Origin of the sequence: Streptomyces atratus, assembly GCF_900119365.1 — a bacterium.
Taxonomy (GTDB): Bacteria; Actinomycetota; Actinomycetes; order Streptomycetales; family Streptomycetaceae; genus Streptomyces; species Streptomyces atratus_B.
Genome location: NZ_FPJO01000039.1, coordinates 1 through 19,025 on the forward strand (window position 1 = coordinate 1; position 19,025 = coordinate 19,025).

A 19,025-nucleotide genomic window follows, 5' to 3' on the forward strand; every position below is an offset into this window, starting at 1 on the left:
TCGTCGCGGCCCACACCCAACTCCGCCTCGCACGTCCCCTCGCCGAGGACCTCCGCCGCCCCTGGGAACGGCCCGCCGAACCCCGCCGCCTCACCCCCGCCCGGGTCCGTCGCGGGTTTCGCAACGTCCACGCGGCCACAGTCCGCCCGGCAGCCGCACCAAAACCGTCCCGGCCAGGGCCCGGCAGGCCACCCGGCTCGAAGAACAAGCACCGAGCCAAGCGCCACGACGTCGGCAAGACGGTCAAACGCGCCGCGTCGATCAAGGAACACAAAGCGCAGCAAGGTTAAACGCCAAGCTCAGACTTAGGGCCGGGTGTTCAACGACGAACGCGGTCGTCGGCCGCGCTCGCGCGCGGCCGGCAACAACGGCTCCAGAACAGCCCGTCGACCCTCGGTCAGGATTCCCCGTCGCACACGACGGCCACCCCGGACCAAGATCCACTTTCGTGCGGACCTCAGGCGGCTGCGGGCCGCTCGCGCAGCAGCAGTCCCGCGGTCACGGCGACCGCGGCCGCGGTCAGCCCGTGGACGCCGTACGCGGTCGCCGCCGGGCCTCCTTCGTTCAGCACGATCACCATGTCGCTGGCCGGGACGACGGCCATTGCCGCCATCGCCAGCCCGAGCGCCTTGCGCTGCCCGGCCAGCAGCAGCGCGAGTATCACCAGTCCGAAGCCGATGTCGCGCATGCCCTTGACCGCCAGGAACCCCTCCCCCTGGCCCTGTGGCCAGGTCGGCAGCCCGAACCCTTCGGCCGACGTCTGCGGCGCGAGCAGGAAGAGGGCCCCGATGTAGAGGAGGAACAGGCCGCCGAGGACGGCGAGGACGGTGGCGAGGCGCTTCGTGGTCATGACGGGTCTCCTGAGGGTGTCGTACGGCAAGGCAGAACGGAACGGATCGACGCGGGCATCGCATCGCCTCGCGAGGCAACGCAACCGCATCACTGACAGCAGGGAGCGGGCTGAGACTTCGTCTCTTGCCCCGGACGTCTCGGCGTTGTCCCGACCGACGTCGTGATGGCGGGGGCTGCTGTAGCTCGCCGGTTTCGGCGATGCCGCCGATGTCGTGGCCGAACCGGGGGGTCGGCTGCGCAGCAGGGACCGGCCCCCGGCGTTCGAGGCTTTTGGCGGGCAGGTGCCGGTGATCGCGGTCGGCGGCGCACTGGGCGCCGGGCTGGTCAGGGGCAGATGATGTAGCGGCCGCGGAGGCCGCCCTCGGCGGTGGCCCGGTGGGCGTCGGCGGCCTGGTCCAGGGAGACGACCGCGTAGACGCGGGCCGGCAGTTCGCCCGCGGCGGTGCGGGTGAGAGGTCGGCCAGTCGGGGGCCGGGGCGACGTCGGCACGCTGCGACCACGATCTGCTCGGCGTAGGTGCCGTAGTCGCGGTCGAAGCCGGCAAGCAGGCCGGCCACCCGGGTGCCGACGGCCAGGTCGACGCCCGGCCCGGCCGCGTCCACGACGCCGGCGAACTCCCATCCCAGGCCAGTGTGTTCGGGCTGCTGGACCAGCCCGATCGCGTGGAAGAAGCCCGCTGCGACGCCGAGGTCGGTGGGGTTGACCGTCGCCGCGGCAATGGCGACCCGGATCTGGCCGGGGCCGGGCTCGGCGACGGGCACGTCGATTATCTCGATCGAGTCGGGCCCGTTCGGGACGCGGACGACGGCGGTGCGGAAAGTGGCAGCACTCATGGCTTTGTTCCCTTGCGGTGGGGTGATTGTTTCCGAGCTCCATACTGGTTTCGTTAACCTCCTCGCGGAAGCAGGCACTTGAAAGTGCGTAAGCCCCCCTCGGGTACCGAAGGAGCGATCAATGTCGACACGTACAGCGGCTCAGCAGCGGGCCGAGGAGAAGACGAGCTACAACGCGTTCATGGCGGGCTGCCCCAGCCGTCAGCTGCTCGAACGGATCTCCGACAAGTGGGTCGCGTTGATCCTCGCGGCGCTCGGCAGCGATGGCCCGCACCGTCCCGGGGTCGACCACGAAGACGGGCCCCGGCCGATGCGCTATTCCGAACTGTCCCGCCGGCTCGCGGGCGCCAGCCAGAAGATGCTCACCCAGACCCTGCGCTCCCTGGAAGGCGACGGCCTGGTCACCCGTACCGTCACGCCCACCGTGCCCGTCACTGTCACCTACGAACTGACCGACCTCGGTTTGTCCCTGAACCGCGTCATGGCCGGCCTCAAGGACTGGGCCGAAGCGCACATGAGCGACGTACTCGCCCACCGGGAGGAACACCACCGCGCGGCAGCCGAACACTGAGCTTGCTGTTTGAACCTGCAGCCAGACGAACTGGCCCCGGTGTCCTGGCTCCGACACCAGCCGCAAAGTAGCGGGGGGATCATGCGCTCGCCGCCGTGGCGGCCTGCTCGTCGTGTTCACGCAGCATCCGCATGAACGGTGGCGGGCGAAGGGTGCTGGCCCTTCTTCGTGCCGGTGGTGATGACGAGCCGCTTGGCGATGTCGCGCAGGCTCATCTCCTGGTCGCGTAGACGGAGGGCCATGGACAGCATGTCTTCGTCGGTCACGCCCGCGCCGCCGATGGTCTTGCCGCGCTTGCGGGCGGACTCGTGGCCTTCGAGGGTGCGGTCGCGGATGTACTCGCGCTCCATGCCGGACATGGCTGCGAGCACGGTGAACACGATGCCGGAGGGGTCGTGCGAGCCCTTCAGCTCCCCGGTGAGGAACTCCAGCCCGACATCACTCGCCTTCAGTTCCCCGGCGAGCATGGCGAGTTCGACGCCGCGGCCGAGCCGCTTGTGCTCGTGGACGACGAGGGTCACGGCGACGCCGGAGGAGCGGATCTCCCCGGCGAGCTTCACGGCGGCCTCCAGCTCGGGGCGCCGGGTGGCGCGGGTTGAGATCTTCTCCGAGAAGACGCGCGTCACCCCGGCTTCGGCGAGGGAGTCGAGCTGTGCGTCGAGGGACTGCCGGGCGGTCGAGGCTGCGGGCGAGATCCACAGCAGCCGTCCGGCCGGGTCGGTCACCACCTGCATGTTCACCCCGTGCCGGTGGTGTTTGTGGGAGTAGTCGCCCCGGCCGTCGCCGAACCGGTCGCATTCAGCCAGGGTGCCGTCCAGCATGACGTAGTCGGGGTCGGCTTCGCGCAGGGCACGCAGCAGACCGGGCGCGCGGTCGACGAGCAGGCCGATCACCGCGGCCGTGCAGGCGTGGGCGGTGCCGACGGAAATGCCGAAGCCGGCGGCGAGCTGGGCGAGGGGGCGTGTCGGCGCAGGTACACCAGGCCGACGAGAGGACGTTGGTGTGGCGGGGGCTTGCAGCGGCGGTCACCCTCGTGGGTGACGATGAGCATCGTGACCCACTCGACCAGGGCGTGGGGCAGATCGAGTGCGGCAGGATAGGGAACCAACGTGGCTTCTGTGCCAGCGAGTTGAGACTTCGAACACCTCACTCAACGGCCCGGGAGCCTCGTGCGTTGCGCGCACCGACACCGTCACCCGATCAGCGGCCACGCTGAAAAGGCTCAATCACTGGGCCAGTTGCAGGGCAGAGACTTCCCGTCGAAGGTAATGACGCCCGAGGGGTTCGGGCCGCGAGCGACCGGCCCGGCTGCCGGGGGCGGCTTCCTGGCCGGTCACTGTCTGCGACTCGTCGTTCAGGCGAGCGCCGGTGTGGCAGCGGGCAAGTAGGGGGTGATGTTGTGCCGGGCGCGCTCGATGTATTCCTCCTTCTCGCCGACCGGGGCGACATAGTGCAGCGCGCTTTCGGCGGCGTCGTTGTCCTCGAGGCGGGCGATGATCCAGGCGGCGAGGTAGTGCGAGGCGAGGCAGCCGCCGGCGGTCGCAATGTTGTCCTTGGCGTAGAAGGGCTGGTTGAGTACCTCGACGCCGGCGGCGACGACCCAGGGTTTGGTGATCAGGTCGGTGCAAGCGGGGATGTCGTTGAGCAGGCCGAGCTTGGCCAGCACGAGCGCGCCGGAGCACTGTGCCGCGATGAGTTGGCGCGAGGGGTCCAGGCGACGCAGGACGCTCATGACCGCCGGGTCTTCGACGACCTCGCGGGTGGCGATGCCACTGCCGACGATGACGGCGTCAGCGGTGCATGCCTCCTCAAGAGTGGACATCTGCTCGATGACCACTCCGTTCATCGACGTCACCTTGGGGCTTGGGGTGGCGATGGTGACGCGCCAGTCGTCGGTCTTGATGCGGTTGAGCACACCGAGCGCGATCAGAGAGTCGAGCTCGTTGTAGCCCTCGAAGGTGAGGATGGCGATGTGCACGGCGGCTGTCCTTCCCGGTAGGTGGGTCTCGACCGTAAAGACCCACGAACAGGACAGTCGAAAAATTGTCATGCTTACAATCCGGTGCATGGCAGCTTCGCGGTACAAAACACTGGTCGACGCGTTCGCATGCGGCATCCGGACCGGGCGGCTCGCCGCGGGCGTGCGGCTGCCGACACACCGCGGGCTCGCCGCTCGTGAGGGCATCGCCGTGGTGACCGCGACCCGGGTGTACGCCGAGCTGGAATCGATGGGCCTGGTGAGCCGGGAACAGGGCCGCGGTACGTTCGTGCGTGACATCGCGGTTCCCGCCGGTCACGGCATCGATCAACAGGTCGTCGCCACGGATGCGGTCGACCTCAACTTCAACTATCCGTCGCTGCCTGGGCAAGCCGATCTCCTCCGGCAGGCACTGCGAGAGGTGGCCACCTCTGGTGATCTCGACTCGCTGCTGCGCTACCAGCCACATCGAGGGCGTCCCCAGGACAGAGCCTCGATCGCGCGGCACCTGAGGTGTCGAGGAATCACCACTGACGCGGATCGGATCCTCATCGCCAACGGTGCGCAGCACGGCCTGGCCATCACTGTCATGGCCGCGCTCAACGTCGGCGACGTCGTCGCGGTCGACGCACTCACCTACCCGGGTTTCAAGGTGCTCGCGCATGACTTTCGTCTCGACCTGGAACCCATACCCGTAACCACCGACGGGCCGAATCTCGATGCCCTCGAGAAGCTGTGCGCGACGCGCCCTGTGCGCGCGATCTACACCATGCCCACCTTGCACAACCCTCTGGGCTGGGTCATGCCGGCACCTGACCGAACCCGCCTCATTGAGATCGCTCGACAGTACGGTCCGCTCCTCATCGAAGACGCCTCCTACGCTTACCTGGTGGAGGACTCGCCACCGCCCCTGGCTGCAATCGCGCCGGACATCACCGTCTACGTCTCGGGACTGTCCAAGAGCGTCGCCACCGGTCTCCGGGTCGGTTTCGTCGTTGCCCCGCCCTCTGCGGTGCCCTCGCTCGAACGCGCGATTCGGGCGACCACCTGGAACACCCCGGCCCTCACCACGGCGATCGTCTGCCGCTGGCTCGAGGACGGCACGGTGGACCACCTGGAAGCGCTGAAACGAGACGACGCCAGGACCCGCCAAGCGCTCGCCAGACAAGAGCTGGCTGGCCTACCCCTCATCAGCCACCCCTCGTCCTACTTCACATGGCTGCCGCTGCCCGACGACGCACGCGCCGACCGCCTGACCGCCACCCTCGCGCGTCAGCACATCTCGGTATCCACGGCCGAGCCGTTCACCACCTCGGTGCACACACCGCAAGCGATCCGCCTCGCTCTGGGCTCGACCGATCTGGACAGTCTCCAGTCGACACTGCGTACAGTGCGACGAGTAGCCGTCGAGGACGCCTACGCTTGAACCCCCCTCGATCAGCCGATTCCTGCCCACCAGCGTCAGCGTGCGAAAGATCGTCGGCGCTGGAAGCCAGGGGAAAACCGGTAGGCATGCGACCCGAGACTGATGGGGAAATCACGGTTCTCAGACTGGTGACCGCTCGAGACGTTCACGAGCCGTACACCGCGGTGCCACTCTTCGCAGGTCCGCTCGCGCCGCGCGCCGTCGCACGAATGAAGTCGTGGCGGATCTTCCGCAGGGCCCGGTACAGCCCGAATCGAATGTCGTCAATCGCCGCGGCCGTCCTCACTTTGGAGCGACAACGCTGAGAAGGCTCATTGTGCGAACCGCATGCTGTGAGCACCAGATCGAAGACCTGCAGCCATCCCTGCCCGGCGGACTCGGCGACGGGCAGCGCGCTCACCACCGCCACTCGCCACCGCCAAGGTCAGCTTGCCGGGCCGTGCAACTGTGCAGGAACCGGCTCAGACGACCACGACCCGGCGCCCGCGTGTGTGACCGGCCTGGCTGTCGATGTGCGAGGCCGCGGCCTCGGCGAGCGTGTACGACCTCTCGACCGGGATGTGGAGCTTTCCCCGCGAGATGAGGCCGACGGCCTCGGCGAGCGCATCCGGCACGCTCCCGGCCACGCCGGAGAACCGGACACCGAGCTCCGGCGCATCGAGATCGGCGATGGAGACCACCTGCTGCGGGTCCCCGGTCAGCTCAACGAGCTCGCGGATCACGCCCGAGCCAGCCAGATCGAGGGCTGCGTCGACATGGCCGAGCTGCCGCACCCGCTCGACCCAGCCCTCGCCGTACGTGGTGGCGAGGGCACCCAGGCCCCGCAGATAGTCCTGGTTCGCGGCCCCGGCGGTGCCGATCACCGTGATGCCGCGGTCGTGGGCGATCTGCAGCACTGCCGATCCGACTCCCCCGGACGCACCGCTGACCAGCAGCGTCTGTCCAGGCTGCACACCGACCTCGCGGATGATGCGCAGCGCGGTCTCCACCACGGAGGGGTATCCGGCGGCCTCTTCGAACGTCAGCCCCTCGGGCATACGGGCCCAGGCCGACAGCACGGCGAACTCGGCATAGGTGCTGGAGCCTTCGCCGAACACGTGGTCGCCGACCTCGACCCCTTCGACGCTCTCGCCGACCTCGTCCACCACCCCGGCGGCGTCCAGTCCGACTCCGGCGGGCAACTCGATCGGATGGGCCTTCAGGATCTGGCCTTCACGGACCCTCCAGTCGACGGGGTTCACGCCCGCCGCCCGCACGGCGATGCGTACCTGGCCGGGGCCCGCGTGGGGCTCCTCGGCATCTATGAGGTGCAGAACGTCCGGACCGCCGAACTCGGCGAAGCTCACTTTCTTCATGCGACGACCGTAGCACTAACGGTTAGCATTTTGGAGCTGCTCCAGATTCGCACTTGATAGTGTTAGCGCATGACCGTGCCGTCCGGGCGCCGTGAGCGCAAGAAGGCCGCGACCCGCCAAAAAATCGCTGACACCGCCCTGCGGCTCTTCCTGGAACGCGGGTACGACGCGGTGGGTATCCGTGAAGTGGCCGCTGAGGCCGACGTGGCCGTCACCACACTCTTCTCCCACTTCGCCTCCAAAGAGGCCTTGGTCTTCGAGCAGGACGAAGACTTCGAGCAACGCCTCACGCAGGCGGTCACCGGCCGGGCGCCGCACGAGCCGCTCATCCCCGCGCTGCGCAGTGAGATCCAGGCCCTGGTGCGACATTGCACGGCGGACAGCGCCGCCCCGATCTGGCGCATGATCGACGAATCACCCGCCCTGCGGAAGTACGAGGAGTCGATGAGGCTGCGCCACGCGGAGACGCTGGCAACGGCCATAGCCGCCGATCCCGAACTGCCACAGACCGCAACGGCGAGCCGGACGATCGCGAGGTTCGTGATCGACGCCTATTCGCTGGCCCGTGAAGCGGCCGAACCGGAGGCCGCGGTGGACGAGATCTTTTGGATGATCGAGGCAGCCTGGGAGGCCACCTGCCCTTCTCGGCCCCGTATTCCTAGCTCGGACACCAGGGAGCAAGTAACCCGCCGGTAGCTTTCAGGGCTTTGCCGCGGCGGTCTTCTTCGGCTGGCGGGGCACGGTCTTGTCGCGGTCGAGGTGTCCGTAGACCGTGAAGCGGGGGACGTTGAGCATGTCGGCAATCTGCTGGACGGTCTTCTCGCGAGCGCCGTAGAGCTGCTGGGTCAGTTCGGCCTGGTCCGGAGTCAGCTTGGGGGGGGTGGTGGTGTCGATGCCCTGCTCGATGACGTGCAGGCCGATGCCGCGCTCGCGCAGGTCGGCGCCGAGGGTGACCAGGTGGAGGACAGAGCGGGAGAGCCGGTCGAGCCGGGTGACCTTCAAGGTGTCGCCCTCGCGCATCAGCTGCATGACGAGGTCGAGCTTGGGGCGGGAGGCTTTCGCGCCGCTGGCGCCGTCGACGTGGATGTTGTCGCGGTCGACGCCGTTGCGGAGAAGCGCGTCGATCTGGTGGTCGGGGTTCTGGTCGGCCGTCGAAGTGCGGCAGTAGCCAAGGAGCATTGTCGGAAACCACCCCGACGACCGTTCACCGACGTTGATTTCCGACGCGAGCTGTCGACAGTGCCCACCTGCGGGTTCGCAATCACGCGCGCGAGTGTCGACAGACGGTCGTTAGCGTCAGTGATCTCCGCCTGACGAGAAGAGCACAGGGCCGCGAGCAGTGTGATCCGGGCGTCCTCGGCGGTGTCCCGGAAGTCCGAGGGGTACATCTTGATCGCCCTCGACCGCCACGCGGCCAGCAGCTTCTCCGAACAGTCCGCGAACAGCCCCTCAGGAAACCCGAGTCTGCGTACGTCGTTCAGCTTGGTGATCTCCGTCAGCAGCGAGTCCAGCCCCACCGCACCGGGATCACGCTTGAGCAAGGCCAGCAGGTCGGCACCGTCCTCGTTGTCCTCCGCAACCAGTGCAAGCAGCCGTGCCACGCCGATATCCCCAGGCGCTCGATGGTCCGGGCGCAGAACACCTTCTCGATCCGGGTCCGGCCCGGCGGCTCGATCTTCCTCGCCCGGCACTCGACCAGCAGGGCCTCCCGCTGCCGGTCCTCCACCAGCTCTACCGGGCACACCTCCACCGCCAGCCACGCCGTTGGCCGCTCCTCGTCGTCCAGCGTCGCAGGCCGGAACTTCAAGGTTTCCCGGATCTGCTTACGGTGCCGCTTCGCCCCCGCCAGGTCGTACTTCGCAAGCTCAGTCGCAGGGACCTTCACCAGACCGGCGACGTACTCGACAGCGGGCTGCGGGAACTCCTCGATGAACTCCGGGAACCGGCCCTCCATCTCGAAGAACTTGAGCATCAGGCAAAAGCCGAGCCGGGTCGGACCGGTCTTGTTCGCCACCAGGTCCCAGTCGCCGTCCACCAGCGTCCAGCACGCCACCACGTCTTCCGGCGACCACTCCTGCCGCACACCCGCCCCATTTCGTCGCCCCACCCTGGGATTCGCTCGTTCAGCCCAACAAGGCGCACGACGACGAGAAACGGGAGATCTGCCCCAGTGAGAGCTACCGGCGGGTTACTTGCTCTCCGGTGTCCGAGCCAGGACTACGGGGCCTGTTTACAGACAAGCCTGGCCAGGCACACCCGCCCCTCCGAACGGGGCAGCAGCTCGAGTACCCGATCCACGAGGCTGACGGAGCCCAGACGGCACGAACCGTAGTGGCTACGGGATGCCGGCTACTGCCGGGCGAGCCCGGCCGGGTCGATCGCGAAGGGGAACGGGGCATCGAGCCGGGTGACCTCGCCGGACAGAGCGGTTGCCTGCTCGACGTACCGGCCGTTCTCCAGCTCGGTGATGACGAGCCGGGGCGCCGGGTCGAATTCCAGGCGCCAGTAGTGCGGGATCGCGGCCTCGGCGTAGAGCATGGGCTTGAACTTCCGGTCCATCGTCTTGTTGCCGGGTGAGACCAGCTCGACCACGAGCTGGACGGCTTCGGCGTCGATGCTGACACCGTCGTCGACGGTCGCACCGGCATCGGCGACCACGATGTCCGGCACCACCAGGCCGGACGGCAGGGTCACGTTGATGGCTTCCAGGATCTCGACCGGTGCGCCGACGGCGCGGGCCGCGGCGTCCAGGGCCACGTGGAGCCGGAAGGACGCACGCTGGTGGCGCAGGCCGGGGCGGGGGACATCACCAGGGACTCCCCCAGCAGCTCGTACCGGACACTGCGGTCCTCCGGCAGCGCGAGGACGTCGGCGACGGTCCACGGCCCGGTGTAATCGGTTGCAACGCTCATTCCCTCCACCTCCTCATCCGCACGGCACTGCCAGTGCGACCCGGACCGGTGCCGGGTGTCTCCTGGCAGGCTCGACGGTGATCGTCGGTCCCGCGGAAGCAGGTCGGGATCGCCGTCGCGGGGCCCCGGCCCCGTTGTGCCGGGGTGGATGTGACAGCGAGGGGCGGGGTCCTGGAGCCGGTCGTGCTCAGCCGGTGCCGCCGGGGTGGCGGACGTGGCGCAGGCGGTGGTTCCACGGCCGGTGACGGGTACGGGTACGTACCCGTACCCTCAGCCGCCCAAGACGGAGGCGCCCGTCTCCTCCCAAGCAGAAACACGCAGGACAACTGCCGCTGAATCCGAGACCATCAGCCATGACCACAGAACCGCGTCTGTCCCTCCGCATCGTCGTGCCACCGCTCGGAAGCCGACAAGGCGCCGTGGAATGCCGACCGATCATCAACGGACGGGACATCCTGGCCGAGGTGTTCGACGAGGGCCCAGCAGATGACCCTCGGTATCTGCTGGGACCGAATGCGCCGCTTCACGCGACGGACACCCCTCGTGAGGTTCGGCTTGCTGAGGCCGAGTGCACGGAAGGATGCTGCGGCGCTGTCTACGTGACCCTCAGGCGGGAAGGGCAACACGTGATCTGGAGCGGCTGGCGCAACCCGGATGAAGATGATGTCGATCTCCCAGAGCTCCGATTCGACGTCAACCAGTACGAAGCGGAGGTCCACCGGGCTTCGACAGACCACAGCTGGGAGTGGCCGGCCCGCACAGTCGCCAGGCTTCTGGAGGAAAGGCTCCGGGAGCATGCCGGCTCGCTGACGACCTGGGAATGTGAACTGGGAGCCGTCTCAGCCTGGCACTGGGAACCTGACCAGATCAACGTCTTCCTGTTTCACCCCGGCCGTTCCGCGATCAGGGAAGGCCGTCCCTGGCTTCAGTTCAGAATGACCCTTCCGATCTCCGGAGACGACCCGGCTGACCAAGTAGAGCGCCTTGAGGCGCGTCTCACGGCCGAGGACCCCCGCGAGGTCGCCGAGGTCTGCGGCGGTTCGGCGTAGCCTACTGGCGAGGTCGCGTATTCAACTGTCGTCAGTTCGCCGAGGAGTCCAACCGGCTGGTGACCTTGTGTGATCGTCAGCTGCGTACGGCTCCGCGTCCCGCCGGTCTCCTTGACGAGGCGGTTGGTGCCCCTGTCGTGGTAGCCGAGAGCGTTCGCGACAACGGGGAAGGCAGTTCGAGGAGCCGCTGTTCGGATGGCGGCACCGCGGGCGGCTGCGACCGGGACACCGATCCCGCCCATGAGCGCGGAAAGGTGGCCGGGACGGGCCGGCTGGGGAAGAGCCAGCGGGGTGCCTGATTGGTGGCGCCGAACCGGGTGCCGTCGGTCAGCGTCTGACGATCCGGTCGAGGACGGTGGCGATGCCGGACTTGACCGCGTCGCGGTGGTGGAGGGGTTCCGCGGGCAGTTCGCTGGTGGGGCGCACACCCCGGTCGGCGAGGATGTAGAGCAGGCGCAGGATGCGCAGGCTCCGGTCGGTGACCATCTTGGCGGTGATGCCGAGCGTCTCGCCGATCTCGGCGTAGTCGTACCCTTCGCAGACCATGCGGAGCATGTGGCGTGTGTGCTCCGGCAGGGACGCCAAGAAGTCGTTCAACCAGGCGTTCACAAGCACGGATTCGACCTCGAACGGGGAGCTGCCGGTCCACCAGGGCGTCAGGTCCACGGCCCAGTCGTTCATCACGCCCAGTTCCGCGAGTCGGCGGTCTCGCTGGAAACACCACCACCAGTAGTGGCGCGGGAAGGACGGTCGACACCACCCTTCCAGGCGGTGCCGCGTCCAGCGGGGTCGCCGCGAGCAACGTCCACTCGCGTCGCAATTGAGCGATGGACGCGCCATCACGCCAGGCATGCAGAATCGCGGCAACCACCGCGAGGTCATCGGTGCTGCCGAAAGCACCCCACCGCCAGCCGGAGGGCCCGGAGATCTCGATACGGAACTCGCGTTCGTCGATGTTGGTCGCATAGACAGTGAACCGTGCCTCCCCACGCGCGCAGCATGCGACGACCGCGGGATCGAACCCCTCAACGGGATCCATCGGCTCGCCACCATCCCCGCGCCGAGCCGCCTCGCGGCCCAACGCCTCTCCCAGGCCGCCTGGCACAGCCAACTCCGGATAGAGCTCGCTCGACACATCAGTGGAACGTTCGTTCATGCACACACCGTAGGCCGTGGGAGTTCAGGAGCCGTGGGATCCACAGCGATACGCGGCCTGCGCCGGGAGATCCACAGCGGGCTCCAGGTCGTGGAGAACTGGAACAGCGCCAACACGGTCCTCCACTACGGCAAGGACGGCGCTCTGACCGGCCCGGCCAAGGAACACGCCGAGACCTCGATGCTCGCCCTGCACCTGCTCCAGTCCGCGCTCGTCTACCTGTTGACTGAACTACCGGGAGAGTTTGCCCAGTTCAGCGGATAGTCCGCGAAGCGGGTGACTATGGTCCCGCCCCGTGATCGAGAGACATGGACAAGGTCGGGATCTGCGCTCGTCGGTCGTACCGCGGGTCGGGTCGCTCCCGGAGACCGGCGATGTGTGGGAGCCGTACCGGCTGCTTGATCCGGCCGGGGTGGTCGTCGAGCCGGTCGCGGTGTATCTGAAGGACCTGCAAGGGATCGGACGGCCCGCGACTACGCAACGGTCGTACGGGATGGACCTGCTGCGCTGGTTCCGCTTTCTGTGGGCGGTCCGGACGCCCTGGGATCAAGCGACCCGGGAGGAGGCACGGGACTTCTCCCGCTGGATCCAGATCAGCGACAAGCCGAGACAGGTCGGCGCTTCTGCCACGTCGGCGGTCCTGAACCCGGTGACGGGGAAGGCAGGGCCGGGCCGCACGTACGCGCCGACCACCCGCGGCCACAGCGAGAGCGTGCTGCGCGGTTTCTACGACTTCCACAGCGATGCCGGGTCGGGGCCGATGGTCAATCCGTTCCCGCTGGCCCGACGTGGTGGCCGGGCCCATGCCCACCACAACCCGATGGACCTCTACCGCAACGAGCGGTCAGGTCTCTATCGCCCCCGGCATGTCCAGCGGGTGCCGCGCAGTATCCCGGACGAGAAGTTCAACGAGCTGTTCGCTCAGCTCGGCTCTCACCGGGACCGCGCCCTGGTGGCCTTCTGGGTGTCCACCGGCGCGCGGGCTTCGGAACTGCTGGGCGGGCGTTACGGCGACGCCGACCCCGGCCAGCAGCTGATCACCGTGGTCCGCAAAGGCACGCGGGCGATCCAGCAGCTGCCGGCCTCGCCGGACGCCTTCGTCTGGCTGCGGCTCTACCAGGCACAGATGCACGGCCTGGCGCCCACGGGGATCGATGATCCGCTGTGGTGGACGCTTCGGCGCCCCTTCCGGGAACTCGGCTATCACGCCGCCTACCGGATGTTCAGCCCGGCGAACGCCGCCCTGGGGGCCAACTGGTCGTTGCACGATCTGCGGCACACCGCGGCCTACCGAATGGCCCGCGACCCCGGCATGTCGCTCGCCGACGTGCAATGGGTCCTCGGCCACGCCCATCTGAGTACGACTCAGCTTTACCTGACGCCACTCACCGAGGACGTGATCGCGGGAGTGCTCGCGCACCATGCCCGCCGGTCAGCAGCCGCCTACGCGGCGACAACGGTACCGACGGACGGGCCGTCGGCGCTGTCGTATCGGCCGGAAGCACTGAACATCCTGTTCGGGGGGGAACCGCGTGACCACGCAGGTGCTGACCACGGCACGCTCCGCACCGCGGCAGCCCAGCCCGGAGGTGGCGGCGATGCTGAAGAGCTTCCCGCCCCGCGGTCCCGAACAGCGCTGGAAGGCCACCGGGCAGTCACGCGAACAGGCGATGGAACGACTGCTCGCGCCGCCGTTTGTTCTGACATCCTCGGCCTCCCAGTCCAAGCGCAGGACCGGTCTGACCAAGACTCTGGCGTGGCTGGAGCGGTTTCCCGGACATACCTGGCAGGACCGCTGGAACGCCAGCGGCGCGGACCCGGCCGGCAACATCGCCTGGCGGCACATGGCGATCACCTGGCTCCAGTCCACCGGCTGGTCCTACCAGAACCCGAAAACCGATTTCGACATCCTGGGCAGCGGCATGCTGACGCTGATCAGCGGCGATGTCATCCGGCCCAGTCTGGCGTGGTTACTGACTCCGGGCACGGTGCAGATCCTGACCGCCGAGATGGCTCGCAGTCGCGACCCGCACGGATTCGCCGCCCTGGCGGCTGTCTGCCGGACCGACCCTGCCAACACCCACACCAAGGACGGCGCACTGCGGCGGATCGCCACCATCATGGCCGCCAAGGGCGGCACGGTCCGCGACATCACCGTCGGGGACTGCCTGGAACTGGCGGACCTCCTGCTCAGCATGGGCAGCCGCAAGGTCGACACGAGCGTGTACTTCTACCGGCTGCTGCACGCCACCGGGGTCTTCCCGGAGGCGGCCCCGGCGACGGTCCGGGTCTTCAACCCCAAGAACCAGGGGCAGATCAGCATCGAGCAGATGATCGACCGCTACGGCATCGCCTGCCGGCCGATCCGGGACCTGCTGGTCGACTACCTGCGCGAACGCGCTCTCTCGCTCGACTACACCTCGCTGCGAGCGGTGGCCTTCGGCCTAGGCAAGCTGTTCTGGAGGGACCTGGAGGACCACCACCCCGGGATCGACTCCCTGCGCCTGGCACCTGACGTCGCCGCAGCATGGAAACAGCGGGTCGCGATGAAGACGGCCCGCAGCAAGACGGCCGACGGCGACATTGTCGAGACACAGGTTCCGCGCGCCGACCGCGGCATGAACCACCTGGCTGCCGTGCGGGCCTTCTACCTCGACGTCGCACAGTGGGCCATGGACGATCCCGCGCGCTGGGGCGTCTGGGCGGCGCCCTGTCCCATCCGCGAGGAGGAGATGTCCCGCAAGAAAGAACAGTCCGGCCGCAAGTCGCGCATGGATCAGCGCACACGCGAGCGGCTACCCGTCCTCCCACTCCTGGTGCGGACAGTCGACGCTGAACGCCGACAGGCCGCCGAGCGGCTGGAGACCGCACAGAACACCACTCCGGGAGCTGACTTCACCGCAGCCGGCCAGCACTGGCACCGGCCGGTCACCAAGAACCCCACGGCCAAGGTCTGGGCCCAGGCCCCCGCGACCGGGCGACGCCATGACCTCACGCTGGAGGAGCATCGGGCGTTCTGGTCCTGGGCGACCGTCGAGGTCCTGCGGCACACCGGAATCCGCGTCGAAGAGCTGACCGAGCTCTCCCACCACAGCCTCGTCCAATACCGGCTGCCCAACACCGGCGAGCTCATCCCGCTCCTGCACATCGCCCCGTCCAAGACCGATGCCGAGCGCTTGCTCGTCATCTCCCCGGAGCTCGCCGACGTGCTCAGCACGATCATCAGCCGCGTGCGCGACGCGAACGGCGCCGTCCCCCTCGTCGTCTCCTACGACACCCACGAACGTGTCTGGAACCCGCCGATGCCGCTGCTGTTCCAGCGCCACATCGGCGTGGAGAACCGGCCGATCCCTGCCGCCGGGATCAGAGACCTGCTCAACGACGCGCTTTCCCGCACCGGACTCACCGACGCCAGCAACCGACCGCTGACCTTCAGCCCCCACGACTTCCGAAGGCTGTTCATCACGGACGCGATCATGAACGGGATGCCGCCTCACATCGCCCAACTTGTGGTAGGTCACCGCGACATCAACACCACCATGGGATACAAGGCGGTCTACCCCGAGGAGGTCATCAACGGCCACCGGGCGTTCATCGCCCGGCGCCGCCCAACGCGACCGGATCGTGCAGATCCGCGACAACCTGCTCGACCGAATAGCGGAAGCCGAACGCGAGGGCTGGCGCGGCGAGGTCGAGGGTCTCAACGTCAGCCTCGCCGGAGCGGAGCAGAAGCTCGCCCAGGTCGACGAGCGGTTCACTGTCGATCTCGGCCTGCCGACCTTCCGCGAAGTCGCCTGCCGCACGGTCGCCGCAAGCGAGCGGCCAAGGGCCTGAACCGGGTCATAGTGAAGATCAGAGAACGCGCCCGGCCATCACCCAGTACGTCGCTCATGGCGCGAACGTGCGAGGTGATAGGCATTGCGGAGCAGCTCGCAGGTTGCCGTATCGGTCCGTCGGCCCGGATTCACCACCGCGAGCCAGCCAACGGAGCCGTAGACGGGGTGTGCCATCACGGCATCGGTGACGCTGGGGTCGTCGTCGATGGCTGGTTCGCGCGGCGCGTGGCCGGTCCGGTCGACGAAGGCTTCCTTCCCAGCGGCGATATTGACGCGGAACGTATCCGGGCGGTCCAGGCGCGATCTCTCGTCGCCTGGGTAGTTCTTCGTCACGATCGTCGCGAACGGTTGAGTCGTTTTCGGCGCGACACCGTCAGGAGAGTAGTAGAAGAACGTATCCCCCCAACTGATCTCTGGTGAGCCGTCGTCGAGTCCCGGCCTGATGGCCAGGACTCCATCGAGGTCCTGCATGAAGTCGATGATTTCGTCGATGGTCATGTGCTCAAGCGTTTCATTAAGGTGCTTGTGGAGACTTTGAGCCGAAAGGCAAGGGGGGAACGGGTGCCAACTCTCAAGTCGTCGGCCATGCGCACAGTCGACGTCGCGCGACGTGCCGGATACTCAGTTCAGCAGGTGCGCAATCTCGAGCGCGACGGTGTGCTGCCGCTGGCGACGCGCACAGCTGCGGGCTACCGGATCTACGGAGAGATTCACTTACATTCCGCGCTGTCCTACCGAGCCCTCGCATTCGGCACGGGTCCGATTGAGGCCAAGCGGATTGTTCGTGCTGTACATCAGTGCCCGACCTCGGAGGTACTTGCACTTCTCGACGCGGCACACGCCCGACTCGACCGGGAGCGTACGGACCTCAAGCTTGCCAAGGAGGCGGCAGAGGCGATCTCTGCCGAGCCCATCGAAGACGTACGCCTATCGGACTCGATGGGCGTCTCCGAACTCGCCGCCGCGCTCGGAGTGCGCCCATCGACATTGCGGCACTGGGACGCCGAGGGGCTCGTTGTTCCCGACCGGGTCCCCCCACGAGGAACGCGACGATACTCACCGGCTCAAGCTCGGGATGCCCGGATCGTCCACCAGCTACGCAGCGCCGGGCACCGCATCGACCCACTCCGGGCCCTGATGCCGGGCCTTCGGCACGGGCACCGATGGGAAGACGTCCGAGCCGCGCTGGCGGCCCGAGACGCGAGCATCGCGGTTCGCTCCCATGCGCTCCTCGACGCTACCGCCGCGCTCACTGCCGTCCTCGCTGCCGCAACTCAGACGTGAGGTCCCGTCAACAACGTCCGTCCCGCAACAGCTAGTTCAGAGAACACGTCAACACCCTGCTGCTCCAGCAGGTACTCGCCGAACCGGCATGGGCGAAGAAGCTGTCGGACGAGGATCGGAGGGGGATGACGGCATTGTTCTGGTCGAACATCAACCCGTACGGCACCTTCCGTCTCGACATGGACAAGCGGCTTGACCTGGGGCTGCCGGTCAGCGGGCTGCCGCGTCCGCGCTTCGCCGAAGCCAGCGCCGCGACAGCGCGCTGACCGCTCGCATCCAATCGAGGTGTTTACTCAGCGAACCCAGTCGTCTCGCCTTCTGCCCTGATGAGCCTTTCCAACCTCAGGACCGTCGACCGGACCCCTGCCGCCAGCCCTGCGCCAGCCCTGCGGCAGTCGGGGACGTTCTACGTCCTCGGGAACCCTTCAGGCGGCTGCTTCCTTCCACGCGACTCCTGGGTGTGTCTGCTGAGCGTGTTGGTGGCGTTGTGCCCAGCGGACGGCGAGTGGTACTGCCAGGCCCGTCAGGGTAAACAGCGCTCCTACGACGTACCACCCGGGGCGGCCCCAGGCGATGCAGAGTGAGATGAGCAGGGTCGGCCCGAGGGCTTCAGCCAGTCCGGCGCCCAGGCCAAACACTCCGAGGTACTGGCCGGTGGCATGCTGTGGGGCAAGGGCGAAGGACACTTCGAAGCCTGCGGCGGAGTGCCACAGCTCGCCGATCGTGTGGATCACCATCGCGGTCATGAGAAGCGTGGCAGCGGCCCACGCCGGTATCCCCGCAGACAGGGAGATCAGTGAGCAGGAGACGAGGAAGGCCACGCCCGCTCGGCGGTAAGCGGCTCCGCCGGCCGCTGGGGAATCGATGCTGCGGCTGGCTCGTATCTGCAACGCAATGACGATGACGGTGTTGATGAGCATGGTGCCCGAGATGAGCCAGCGCGGGGCGGTGGTGGCCGTGACCAGCCAGAGCGGGATGGCCACCGTGAGCACCTTGAACTGGACGGCCATGATGCCGTCGAGAGCGGTGAGCAGGAGGTAGGGGCGGTCCCGCAGGGCGATCCAGCGGGGGCCGCCGGCGGTGGGGACAGGTTTGACCGGCGGCAGGTAGATCAGGATCGCTGCGGAAGCTGCGAAGGCAACCGCGTTGCCGATGACCAGGAGTTGGTAGGCGGGGAGGGTGCCCACCTGGACGGCCCAGCCCGCCAGCAGGGCGCCGAGGGAGATGCCTACGTTGGTCACGGCGCGGAGATAGGCGCGGAATTCCTGCGGTCGGTCCCCTCCGTAGTGCCTGATGAGCGGACTCCGTGCGGCTAATCCGGCTGCTTTGGCGCCGGTGGCGGTGCCTATCGCGATGACGAACGGCCAGAAGCTGTCTGCCAGTACAAAGCCGGCAGTGGCCAGCGCTTGGACGACGAGGGTGATCGCGTAGACGCCGCGTGCTCCGTGCCGGTCGGCGAGATGACCGACAGCGATGCCCACGGCCAGCGAGACGACACCGGCGATGCCGAGTCCGAGGCCCACCTGGGTTGCCGGAAGGTGGACTGCCTCGGTGAAGTACAGGACTCCAGCGGTCAGATAGAGGCCGCTGCCGACGGTGTAGACAAAGTTCGAGGCGGCGATGACGCGCTGTGGGCCGGAATCCGGCATCAGTTTGGGCATGACGGGGCTCCGCCTTCTGGTTCGGCAGTAAGGACTGACCCAGCTTTCTGCTTATTACTTGCAATAGCAAGACGGTTGCAATAAGTGGGGTTGCGGCTGCCCGGCATATCTG

19 protein-coding genes and 5 pseudogenes are annotated in these 19,025 nt (G+C 67.7%); 11 read left to right on the top strand and 13 right to left on the bottom strand.

All coding sequences use genetic code 11. The annotated features are described in order from the left end of the window. Window positions 1–290: pseudogene (locus BT364_RS42390) on the top strand (NF041680 family putative transposase); the annotation flags it as partial. Window positions 291–457: 167 nt separating this feature from the next. Here the strand turns inward: BT364_RS42390 and BT364_RS35180 are convergent. From BT364_RS35180 to BT364_RS44465, 3 genes and pseudogenes are all read right to left on the bottom strand, one after another. After that, entirely contained in the window at window positions 458–850 is a 393-nt protein-coding gene (locus tag BT364_RS35180) for a DUF4267 domain-containing protein (protein WP_072489261.1), read from the bottom strand. A gap of 326 nt (window positions 851–1,176) precedes the next feature. Next, on the bottom strand, window positions 1,177–1,341 hold the full coding sequence (locus BT364_RS42395; RefSeq protein ID WP_218172478.1) for a hypothetical protein: 165 nt from the start codon (window positions 1,339–1,341) through the stop codon (window positions 1,177–1,179). A 59-nt stretch (window positions 1,342–1,400) separates the two neighbouring features. After that, window positions 1,401–1,685 (bottom strand): annotated as a pseudogene (locus tag BT364_RS44465) (alcohol dehydrogenase catalytic domain-containing protein); the annotation flags it as partial. Window positions 1,686–1,806: 121 nt separating this feature from the next. Between BT364_RS44465 and BT364_RS35190 the strand changes: the two are divergent. Beyond that, entirely contained in the window at window positions 1,807–2,256 is a 450-nt protein-coding gene (locus tag BT364_RS35190) for a winged helix-turn-helix transcriptional regulator (protein ID WP_072489262.1), read from the top strand. 116 nt (window positions 2,257–2,372) lie between these two features. Here BT364_RS35190 and BT364_RS35195 read toward each other — a convergent pair whose 3' ends face one another. The 3 genes and pseudogenes from BT364_RS35195 to BT364_RS35205 all read right to left on the bottom strand — a co-directional run bounded on the left by BT364_RS35195 (window position 2,373) and on the right by BT364_RS35205 (window position 4,234). Continuing rightward, on the bottom strand, window positions 2,373–2,882 hold the full coding sequence (locus tag BT364_RS35195) for a recombinase family protein (protein ID WP_256260363.1): 510 nt from the start codon (window positions 2,880–2,882) through the stop codon (window positions 2,373–2,375). Window positions 2,883–2,909: 27 nt separating this feature from the next. Then, a pseudogene (locus tag BT364_RS35200) lies at window positions 2,910–3,364 on the bottom strand (transposase family protein); the annotation flags it as partial. Window positions 3,365–3,610: 246 nt separating this feature from the next. Further along, window positions 3,611–4,234, bottom strand: a complete 624-nt coding sequence (locus tag BT364_RS35205; protein WP_072489263.1) for a DJ-1/PfpI family protein — start codon at window positions 4,232–4,234, stop codon at window positions 3,611–3,613. 88 nt (window positions 4,235–4,322) lie between these two features. On the opposite strand from BT364_RS35205, the gene BT364_RS35210 reads away from it, so the two are divergent. Both BT364_RS35210 and BT364_RS40585 read left to right on the top strand, forming a co-directional pair. Continuing rightward, a complete protein-coding gene (locus tag BT364_RS35210; protein ID WP_072489264.1) occupies window positions 4,323–5,660 on the top strand; it encodes an aminotransferase-like domain-containing protein in 1,338 nt (445 codons plus the stop codon). A gap of 194 nt (window positions 5,661–5,854) precedes the next feature. After that, a pseudogene (locus tag BT364_RS40585) lies at window positions 5,855–5,965 on the top strand (IS5/IS1182 family transposase); the annotation flags it as partial. Between the two features lie 156 nt (window positions 5,966–6,121). Here the strand turns inward: BT364_RS40585 and BT364_RS35220 are convergent. Further along, window positions 6,122–7,015: an NADP-dependent oxidoreductase gene (locus BT364_RS35220; RefSeq protein WP_072489265.1), complete on the bottom strand. Its 894-nt coding sequence runs from the start codon at window positions 7,013–7,015 to the stop codon at window positions 6,122–6,124. 69 nt (window positions 7,016–7,084) lie between these two features. Here BT364_RS35220 and BT364_RS35225 point away from each other — a divergent pair, with 69 nt between their 5' ends. Beyond that, complete coding sequence (locus BT364_RS35225; protein ID WP_072489266.1) at window positions 7,085–7,711, top strand: TetR/AcrR family transcriptional regulator; 627 nt, start codon at window positions 7,085–7,087, stop codon at window positions 7,709–7,711. Window positions 7,712–7,714: 3 nt separating this feature from the next. Here the strand turns inward: BT364_RS35225 and BT364_RS35230 are convergent, their stop codons facing one another. From BT364_RS35230 to BT364_RS35240, 3 genes are all read right to left on the bottom strand, one after another. Then, window positions 7,715–8,194, bottom strand: coding sequence for a recombinase family protein (locus BT364_RS35230; RefSeq protein WP_072489267.1), 480 nt, complete (start codon window positions 8,192–8,194; stop codon window positions 7,715–7,717). A gap of 316 nt (window positions 8,195–8,510) precedes the next feature. Continuing rightward, complete coding sequence (locus BT364_RS35235) at window positions 8,511–9,122, bottom strand: DUF4158 domain-containing protein (protein ID WP_079179807.1); 612 nt, start codon at window positions 9,120–9,122, stop codon at window positions 8,511–8,513. A 242-nt stretch (window positions 9,123–9,364) separates the two neighbouring features. Next, window positions 9,365–9,772, bottom strand: coding sequence for a Uma2 family endonuclease (locus BT364_RS35240; RefSeq protein ID WP_256260358.1), 408 nt, complete (start codon window positions 9,770–9,772; stop codon window positions 9,365–9,367). 508 nt (window positions 9,773–10,280) lie between these two features. On the opposite strand from BT364_RS35240, the gene BT364_RS35245 reads away from it, so the two are divergent. Continuing rightward, complete coding sequence (locus tag BT364_RS35245) at window positions 10,281–10,976, top strand: hypothetical protein (protein WP_072489269.1); 696 nt, start codon at window positions 10,281–10,283, stop codon at window positions 10,974–10,976. A gap of 327 nt (window positions 10,977–11,303) precedes the next feature. Here BT364_RS35245 and BT364_RS35250 read toward each other — a convergent pair whose 3' ends face one another. Further along, window positions 11,304–11,657, bottom strand: a complete 354-nt coding sequence (locus tag BT364_RS35250) for a sigma factor-like helix-turn-helix DNA-binding protein (RefSeq protein ID WP_072489270.1) — start codon at window positions 11,655–11,657, stop codon at window positions 11,304–11,306. Between the two features lie 508 nt (window positions 11,658–12,165). Here BT364_RS35250 and BT364_RS35255 point away from each other — a divergent pair. The 3 genes and pseudogenes from BT364_RS35255 to BT364_RS43615 all read left to right on the top strand — a co-directional run. Further along, window positions 12,166–12,396 (top strand): Tn3 family transposase, encoded by a 231-nt coding sequence (locus BT364_RS35255; protein WP_256260359.1) that lies wholly within the window; start codon window positions 12,166–12,168, stop codon window positions 12,394–12,396. A gap of 556 nt (window positions 12,397–12,952) precedes the next feature. Beyond that, window positions 12,953–14,647: a tyrosine-type recombinase/integrase gene (locus tag BT364_RS43610; RefSeq protein ID WP_256260364.1), complete on the top strand. Its 1,695-nt coding sequence runs from the start codon at window positions 12,953–12,955 to the stop codon at window positions 14,645–14,647. A gap of 256 nt (window positions 14,648–14,903) precedes the next feature. Continuing rightward, window positions 14,904–15,635, top strand: a pseudogene (locus BT364_RS43615) (tyrosine-type recombinase/integrase); the annotation flags it as partial. 369 nt (window positions 15,636–16,004) lie between these two features. Here BT364_RS43615 and BT364_RS35270 read toward each other — a convergent pair. Continuing rightward, window positions 16,005–16,466: a DUF6194 family protein gene (locus BT364_RS35270; protein ID WP_072489271.1), complete on the bottom strand. Its 462-nt coding sequence runs from the start codon at window positions 16,464–16,466 to the stop codon at window positions 16,005–16,007. Between the two features lie 87 nt (window positions 16,467–16,553). Between BT364_RS35270 and BT364_RS35275 the strand changes: the two genes are divergently transcribed. Beyond that, window positions 16,554–17,252: a MerR family transcriptional regulator gene (locus BT364_RS35275; RefSeq protein ID WP_072489292.1), complete on the top strand. Its 699-nt coding sequence runs from the start codon at window positions 16,554–16,556 to the stop codon at window positions 17,250–17,252. 125 nt (window positions 17,253–17,377) lie between these two features. Continuing rightward, entirely contained in the window at window positions 17,378–17,518 is a 141-nt protein-coding gene (locus BT364_RS35280; RefSeq protein WP_371268687.1) for a hypothetical protein, read from the top strand. Between the two features lie 159 nt (window positions 17,519–17,677). Here the strand turns inward: BT364_RS35280 and BT364_RS35285 are convergent, their stop codons facing one another. Beyond that, on the bottom strand, window positions 17,678–18,913 hold the full coding sequence (locus BT364_RS35285) for an MFS transporter (RefSeq protein ID WP_072489273.1): 1,236 nt from the start codon (window positions 18,911–18,913) through the stop codon (window positions 17,678–17,680). Between the last annotated feature and the right edge of the window lie 112 nt (window positions 18,914–19,025).